Annotated in this window: 4 protein-coding genes and 1 pseudogene; 3 read left to right on the top strand and 2 right to left on the bottom strand. The window is 64.2% G+C overall.

Annotated elements, in window-relative coordinates:
* The first annotated feature begins 129 nt into the window (after positions 1-129).
* Genes QBK88_RS07240 through QBK88_RS07250 form a run of 3 tightly spaced genes read left to right on the top strand, consistent with a single transcriptional unit; the run spans position 130 to position 5,332 of the window.
* On the top strand, positions 130-1,221 hold the full coding sequence (locus tag QBK88_RS07240) for an efflux RND transporter periplasmic adaptor subunit (protein ID WP_277961507.1): 1,092 nt from the start codon (positions 130-132) through the stop codon (positions 1,219-1,221).
* The gene (locus QBK88_RS07245; RefSeq protein WP_277961508.1) at positions 1,218-2,288 is read left to right on the top strand and encodes an efflux RND transporter periplasmic adaptor subunit; all 1,071 of its coding nucleotides are present in this window, start codon (positions 1,218-1,220) and stop codon (positions 2,286-2,288) included. Before QBK88_RS07240 ends, QBK88_RS07245 begins: the two co-directional genes overlap by 4 nt.
* Positions 2,285-5,332, top strand: coding sequence for an efflux RND transporter permease subunit (locus tag QBK88_RS07250; protein ID WP_277961509.1), 3,048 nt, complete (start codon positions 2,285-2,287; stop codon positions 5,330-5,332). The genes QBK88_RS07245 and QBK88_RS07250 overlap by 4 nt, the downstream gene beginning before the upstream one ends.
* A gap of 20 nt (positions 5,333-5,352) precedes the next feature.
* On the opposite strand, the gene QBK88_RS07255 is transcribed toward QBK88_RS07250, so the two are convergent.
* Both QBK88_RS07255 and QBK88_RS07260 read right to left on the bottom strand, forming a co-directional pair.
* The gene (locus QBK88_RS07255) at positions 5,353-5,979 is read right to left on the bottom strand and encodes a class I SAM-dependent methyltransferase (protein ID WP_268147151.1); all 627 of its coding nucleotides are present in this window, start codon (positions 5,977-5,979) and stop codon (positions 5,353-5,355) included.
* Positions 5,980-6,017: 38 nt separating this feature from the next.
* Positions 6,018-6,098 (bottom strand): annotated as a pseudogene (locus QBK88_RS07260) (ABC transporter permease); the annotation flags it as partial.

Below are 6,098 nucleotides of genomic sequence, written 5' to 3' on the forward strand. Positions count from 1 at the left end.
GGAAGCAGCTACCCCAGGCCGCAATCGTGCCGCCAAAATCTCCGATCATCTCTGTATATTCGATGAACCCTGAGCTACGATCACAGTCGCATCAATTCTGGGCTGGGATACGCACGCAAAGGAGCCTGCATGGCGGTTGTTCGGTTGAGGTTCGTGGGGGGGCTGTGCCTGGCGGCAGCGCTGGCCGGTTGTGGTCAGGATAAACAACCTGAACCCGAGCGCCCGCGGGTGCGGGTGCAGGCTGTGCAGGCGCTGGATTTCGCGCCGCCGGTAAGCCTCACCGGGGATATCCAGGCGCGGGTGCAAACCCAGTTGTCGTTCCGCGTGGGCGGCAAGATCATCAAGCGCATGGTCGATGTGGGTGACCGTGTCAGCGCCCGCCAGGTGCTGGCCCAGCTCGACCCCAAAGACCTGCAGACCAATGTCGACTCCGCCAAGGCCGCCGTGTTCGCCGAGCAGGCGCGGGTCACCCAGACCCAGGCCGCCTTCGTGCGCCAGCAAAAGCTGCTACCCAAGGGCTACACCAGCCAGAGTGAATACGACTCCGCCCAGGCCGCGCTGCGCAGCAGCCAAAGCGCCCTGGCCGCCGCCAACGCGCAATTGGCCAGTGCCCGCGAGCAATTGAGCTATACCGACCTGGTGGCGGATGCGCCAGGCATCATCACCGCCCGCCAGGCCGAAGTAGGGCAGGTGGTGCAGGCCACTGTGCCGATCTTCAGCCTGGCCCGCGACGGCGAGCGTGACGCGGTGTTCAACGTCTATGAATCACTGTTCGTGCAGCCGCCTACCGAACAGCCGGTGCCCGTGAGCCTGGTGGAAGACCCACGTGTGCAAACCCGCGGCAAGGTCCGTGAAGTCACCCCGGCCGTGTCGGCGCAGACCGGTACCTTGCAGGTCAAGGTAGCCCTGGATAGCCTGCCCACTGGCATGACCCTTGGCTCCGTGGTCAGCGGTACCCTGACCGGGCCGGCGCGCCCCAGTGTCGAGCTGCCCTGGTCAGCGCTGACCAAGGACGGTAGCGACCCTGCCGTGTGGGTGGTGGATGACCAGGGCAAGGCTAACCTGCACAAGGTCAGCGTCAGCCGCTACCTGACCGGCAAGGTAGTGGTCGCCGACGGCTTGCACGACGGCGAGAAAGTAGTGGTGGCGGGCGGCCAATTGCTGCACCCGGACATGCAGGTGGAAATCGCCGAGCAGGAACATGCCGAGGACAAGCCATGAAGCACGTGACCGCACTGGCCTGCCTGGGTGTCCTGCTGGCGGGCTGCTCCAGGGAGGAAGCGCCGCCAGAACCGGTGCGCCCGGTATTGTCGGTTCAGGTCAGCCCACTGGACGTAGCGCAACTGGGCCGTTTCGCCGGTACCATCCAGGCCCGCTATGAAAGCACCCTTGGCTTCCGGGTATCGGGCCGCATTGCCCGTCGGGCCGTGGACGTGGGCAGCGAAGTAAAAGCTGGTGACCTGCTGGCTACGCTGGACCCTACCGACCTGCAGAACCAGGTGCGCTCCAGCCAGGGTGACCTGGCGCGGATTCAGGCCCAGTGGATCAATGCCCAGGCCGATGCTCGCCGCCAGCAGGAGCTGTTCGACCGCGGCGTCGGCGCCCAGGCGCAACTGGACGTGGCCCAGACCAACCTCAAGACCACCCGCGCCTCGCTGGACCAGGCCAAGGCCTCGGTCAGCCAGGCCAAGGACCAGCTCAACTACAGCGAACTGCGCGTGGACCACGACGCCGTGGTCACCCACTGGAACGTCGAAGCAGGCCAGGTGGTCAGCGCCGGTCAGGAAGTGGTGACCCTGGCGCGCCCGGACATCAAGGAGGCGGTCATCGATCTGCCTTCATCGCTGGCGGAAAACCTGCCCCGCGACGTTCGTTTCAAAGTGGCTGACCAACTGGAGCCGAGCATCAATACCACGGCCACCGTGCGCGAACTCGAACCCCAGGCCGACAGCGCCACCCGCACCCGCCGTGCGCGCCTGACCCTGGCTGAAACCCCGGCGGCCTTGCGCTTGGGCACCGCCATCAGCGTTACCCTGAGCACGGCCATCGAACCCAGGGTGGAATTGCCCCTCAGCGCTATTCAGGAAGTCGAAGGCAAATCTCGTATCTGGGTGATCGACCTGCAGAATCAGACCGTCGCCCCCCGTGACGTGCAGGTGTTGAGCCGCGCCGAGGGCCGTGTAGTGATCAGCGCCGGGGTCAAGGCCGGCGAGCGGGTGGTCAGCGCCGGCGTCAACAGCCTCAAGCCGGGGCAGAAGGTCAAAGTGGACGAGGGCAGTACGCGATGAAAGGAAGCTTCAACCTGTCCGACTGGGCGCTCAAGCACCAGTCCTTCGTCTGGTACCTGATGTTCGTGGCGTTGCTGATGGGGGTATTTTCCTACCTCAACCTGGGCCGCGAGGAAGACCCCAGTTTCACCATCAAGACCATGGTCATCCAGACCCGCTGGCCGGGCGCAACCCAGGACGAAACCCTGCTGCAGGTCACCGACCGCATCGAGAAGAAGCTCGAAGAGCTGGATTCGCTGGATTACGTGAAGAGTTACACCCGGCCCGGTGAGTCGACCGTGTTCGTGTACCTGCGCGACACCACCAACGGCAAGGCCATTCCGCAGATCTGGTACCAGGTACGCAAGAAGATCGACGACATTCGCAGCAGCTTTCCCCAGGGTATCCAGGGGCCGGCGTTCAACGATGAATTCGGTGACGTGTTCGGTTCCATCTACGCCTTTACCGCCGATGGCCTGAGCATGCGCCAGCTGCGCGACTACGTGGAGCAGGCCCGGGCCGAGATCCGCCAGGTGCCGGGGCTGGGCAAGATCCAATTGATCGGCCAGCAGGACGAGGTGCTCTACCTCAATTTCTCGACCCGCAAGCTGGCCGCCCTGGGTATCGACCAGCGCCAAGTGGTAGAGGCCTTGCAGAGCCAGAACGCCGTGACCCCCGCCGGGGTCATCGAAGCCGGGCCCGAGCGCATTTCGGTGCGCACCAGCGGCCAGTTCGCTTCCGAGAAAGACCTGGCGGCGGTGAACCTGCGGCTCAATGACCGGTTCTATCGTCTGGCCGATGTGGCTGATATTCAGCGCGGCTACAGCGACCCGCCCACGCCCATGTTCCGCTACAACGGCCAGCCGGCCATTGGCCTTGCCATCGCCATGCGTGACGGCGGCAACATCCAGACCTTCGGCAAGGCGCTGCACCAGCGCATCACCGAGATCACCGCCGACCTGCCGGTGGGTGTCGGCATCCACAATGTCTCCGACCAGGCTCAGGTGGTGGAAGAGGCCGTGGGCGGCTTCACCAGCGCGTTGTTCGAGGCCGTTATCATCGTGCTGGTGGTGAGCTTCATCAGCCTGGGCGTGCGTGCCGGGCTGGTGGTGGCGTGTTCCATTCCGCTGGTGCTGGCCATGGTCTTCGTGTTCATGGAGTACAGCGGCATCACCATGCAACGGATCTCCCTGGGTGCCCTGATCATCGCCCTGGGCTTGCTGGTGGACGATGCCATGATCACCGTGGAGATGATGGTCACGCGCCTTGAGAAAGGCGAGACCAAGGAGCAGGCCGCCACCTTCGCCTATACCTCCACTGCGTTCCCGATGCTCACCGGTACCCTGGTGACCGTAGCCGGTTTCGTGCCCATCGGCCTCAATGCAAGCTCCGCGGGTGAGTACACCTTTACCCTGTTCGCCGTGATTGCCGTGGCCATGCTGGTGTCCTGGGGCGTGGCGGTGCTGTTCGCGCCAGTGCTGGGTGTGCATATCCTCAGCACCAACGTGAAGCCGCACTCCGATGAGCCCGGGCGCATCGGCCGGGCCTTAAACGGCGGGCTGCTGTGGGCCATGCGCCATCGCTGGCTGACGATCCTGATCACCGTGGGGCTGTTCCTGCTGGCGGTGTTCTGCATGCGCTTTGTGCAGAACCAGTTCTTTCCGTCTTCCGACCGGCCCGAAGTGCTGCTGGAACTCAACCTGCCGCAGAACGCTTCGATCAACGAAACCCGCAAGGCCGTCGACAAGCTGGAAGCCACGCTCAAGGACGACCCGGACATCGCGCGCTGGAGTACTTACATCGGCCAGGGCGCCATCCGTTTCTACCTGCCCCTGGACCAGCAACTGGAAAACCCTTACTACGCCCAGTTGGTGATCGTCAGCAAGAGCCTGGAGCAGCGCGCCGCATTGATGGACCGGCTGCGCAAGCGTCTGCGCGAAGATTTCGTCGGCATCGGCAGCTACGTGCAAACCCTGGAAATGGGCCCGCCAGTGGGGCGGCCGATCCAGTACCGGGTCAGCGGCAAGGACATCGACCAGGTGCGCAAGCACGCCATCGACCTGGCCACCCTGCTGGACCAGAACCCGCATATCGGCGAAATCATTTATGACTGGAACGAGCCGGGCAAGGTGCTGCGTATCGACATCGCCCAGGACAAGGCCCGGCAGTTGGGGCTGTCTTCCGAAGACGTGGCCAAGCTGATGAACAGCATCGTCAGTGGTACGGCGGTGACCCAGGTGAATGATGATATCTACCTGATCAACGTGGTGGGCCGGGCGGAGAACGTCGAGCGCGACTCGCCGGAAACCCTGCAGAACCTGCAGATCGTTACCCCCAGTGGGGTCTCCATTCCACTGCTGGCCTTCGCCACGGTGCGTTACGAGCTGGAACAGCCGCTGGTGTGGCGGCGTGATCGCCTGCCCACCATCACCATCAAAGCCGCGGTGCGCGACCAGATCCAGCCCACCGACCTGGTTACCCAGCTCAAGCCGACCATCGAGAAGTTCGCCAGCAGCCTGCCCACCGGTTTCAAGGTGGCCACCGGTGGTACCGTGGAAGAAAGTGGCAAGGCCCAGGGCCCCATCGCGCGGGTGGTGCCGTTGATGGTGTTCTTGATGGCGACCTTCCTGATGATCCAGCTGCACAGTGTGCAAAAGATGTTCCTGGTGGCCAGCGTCGCGCCGCTGGGGTTGATCGGCGTAGTGGTGGCGCTGGTGCCGACGGGCACGCCCATGGGCTTTGTGGCGATACTGGGGATATTGGCGCTGATCGGCATCATCATCCGCAACTCGGTGATCCTGGTGACCCAGATCGACGCCTTCGAGCGGGACGGGTATGAGCCATGGGACGCCGTGGTGGAAGCCACCCAGCACCGTCGCAGGCCAATCCTGCTGACGGCCGCGGCCGCCAGCCTGGGCATGATCCCCATCGCCCGTGAAGTGTTCTGGGGTCCCATGGCCTACGCCATGATCGGCGGCATCATCAGCGCCACGCTGCTGACCCTGCTGTTTCTGCCGGCGCTTTATGTGGCCTGGTACAAGATCAAGGAACCGCGCAAGACCTGATTACGCGGCGAGGCGCAGGCTTACGCCTTGCGCCAGACGCTCGCCAACCAAGGCTGCTGTTCACGCGGCAGCCCTGCCGGGCGGTAGTAGTGCTCAAGCTCCGTGAAGCCCGCCTCTGCCAGTACCCGCCGCCAGTTCTCCAGGTCGTGGTAGGCACCGTAACGGGGGCCGTTCCAGCCTTCCTGGTTCTCGCCCCGGGGGTTGGAGCTGAACAACACGCCGCCAGGCTTGAGCGTGGCATGCAGTTGGCGCAGTACCCGGGGAAGTTCCTGGGTCGGAATGTGAAACAGCACGGCATTGGCGAAAATACCGTCGAACTGGCCGGCGGGCAGGTCCAGCGCCAGGAAGTTCTGCTGCCACACCTCGCAACCGCTGTCGGCTCGCGCCATTTCGGCGAAGCGTTCGCTGCCGTCCAGCCCCGTGGCCGTGTGGCCCAGCGCAGTGAAGGTGCGCAGGTCGCGGCCCGGGCCGCAGCCGAAGTCGAGTATCCGCGCGGGTGCCGGCACCTGGATATGCCGCAGCAAGGCCTCGATGTTCTGGCTCACATCGTGGTCGCGTGTGCCTTCGCGGAAGCGCTCGGCGGTCTGGTTGTAGTTGCCCAGCGTAGTCTCGGTGATCTGCTGCAGGGCCTTGGGGTCGAGGGTCATCGCGGTTCGCCAACTGATGGTCTTGCCGCGATGATACCTCAGCGCTTGTTCAACACCTTGGCCAGCCGATCACCGCCAAACTGAATGAACGCCACCAGCACCACCAGCAGCACGATCAC

Source organism: Pseudomonas sp. RIT-To-2 (genome assembly GCF_029623465.1).
Taxonomy (GTDB): domain Bacteria; phylum Pseudomonadota; class Gammaproteobacteria; order Pseudomonadales; family Pseudomonadaceae; genus Aquipseudomonas; species Aquipseudomonas silvicola.